Below are 1,570 nucleotides of genomic sequence, written 5' to 3'. Positions count from 1 at the left end.
GGGCACCGCCCGTTGCGGACCGTCCCCTCTCCCCGGCCCTCTCCCCGGAGGGGAGAGGGAGAAGCTGCCTCCACTCCCGGATTTTCGGCCTCATATTGCTCGGCCACCTCAACTTGCTCGGCGCTGGCCGGCGCGATGTTGACCGTATCGGTCACCGGCTCCAGCGCAGGCGCTTCCGCTGCCGAGAAATCGCCCTCGGTCTCGATCACCACCAGCGCCGCGCCGATCGACACCTGGTCGCCGACCTCGCCCGCCAGTTCGATCACAATGCCCGACACGGGCGATTCCATCTCGACCGTCGCCTTGTCGGTCATCATGTCGGCAATCTGCTGGTCTTCCTCGATCCGGTCGCCGACCTTCACATGCCAGGCGACGATTTCGGCCTCGGAAATGCCTTCGCCGATATCGGGGAGTTTGAACGTAAAACGCGCCATTATGCGTCCTTCATGATTTTCTTGAGCGCCTCGCCGATACGGACGGGGCCCGGGAAATACGCCCATTCCAGGCTGTGCGGGTACGGCGTGTCGAAGCCGGTGACGCGCTCGATCGGCGCTTCGAGATGGTAGAAGCAGCGCTCCTGCACCAACGCCGACAGCTCCGCGCCAAAGCCGCCAGTGCGCGTCGCTTCATGCACGATCATGCAGCGCCCGGTCTTCTGGACCGACGCCTCGATCGTCTCGATGTCGAGCGGCACCAGCGTGCGCAGATCGATCACCTCGGCATCGACCCCCGCTTCGACGATTACCGACAGCGCGACGTGGACCATCGTGCCATAAGCCAGCACCGTCAGCGCCTCGCCCGGCCGCACCACCTTGGCCTTGCCCAGTTCGATCTTGTAATAGCCGGTCGGCACGTCGCCCGCCGGATGCTGCGACCAATTCTGCGTGGGCCGGTCCCAATGGCCGTCGAACGGGCCGTTATAGATGCGCTTTGGCTCGAAGAAGAGCGTCGGATCATTGTCCTCGATCGCCGCGATCAGCAGGCCCTTGGCGTCGTACGGCGTCGACGGGATTACCGTCTTGATGCCCGAGACATGGGTGAAGATCCCCTCGGGGCTCTGGCTGTGCGTCTGCCCGCCGAAAATGCCGCCGCCGAACGGGGAGCGCACCGTGATCGGCGCGGTGAATTCCCCGGCCGAGCGATAGCGCAAGCGCGCCGCCTCGCTCACCAACTGGTCGAGCGCAGGATAGATATAATCGGCGAACTGGATTTCGGGCACCGGCCGCAAGCCATAGGCCCCCATCCCCACCGCGACGCCGATGATGCCGCATTCGGTGATCGGCGTATCGAACACGCGGGTCTTGCCATATTTGGACTGCAAGCCCGCGGTCGCGCGGAACACGCCGCCGAAATAGCCGACATCCTCGCCCATCACGACGATATCGGGGTCACGGTCCATCATCACGTCCATGGCGGAATTGATCGCCTGGATCATGTTCATGCGGGTGGAGGTCGGGGTTTCGGAAGCGGTTTCGGTTTCTGGCATGATGTCGCTCATAATCCCTCTCCATCGGGAGAGGGAGGGAGGCGCGAAGCGCCGGAAGGGTGAGGGTGACCGGGCGCGGGGCAT

General features: G+C 64.3%; 2 protein-coding genes. Both read right to left on the bottom strand.

Features of this window, described 5'->3' with window-relative positions:
- The coding region (locus NW75_RS27035) for a biotin/lipoyl-containing protein (RefSeq protein WP_033967322.1) at positions 1–434 on the bottom strand (434 nt) is incomplete at its 3' end.
- Positions 434–1,441 carry an alpha-ketoacid dehydrogenase subunit beta gene (locus tag NW75_RS20825; protein WP_033967321.1) on the bottom strand — a complete coding sequence of 336 codons (1,008 nt, stop codon included), beginning with the start codon at positions 1,439–1,441 and terminating at the stop codon, positions 434–436. The genes NW75_RS20825 and NW75_RS27035, both read right to left, overlap by 1 nt.
- Positions 1,442–1,570 lie beyond the last annotated feature (129 nt).

This window comes from Sphingomonas sp. Ant H11, from assembly GCF_000797515.1.
GTDB lineage: Bacteria > Pseudomonadota > Alphaproteobacteria > Sphingomonadales > Sphingomonadaceae > Sphingomonas.
The sequence above is the reverse complement of the archived record's forward strand: the minus strand, read 5'-3'. Positions and strand labels throughout refer to the sequence as shown.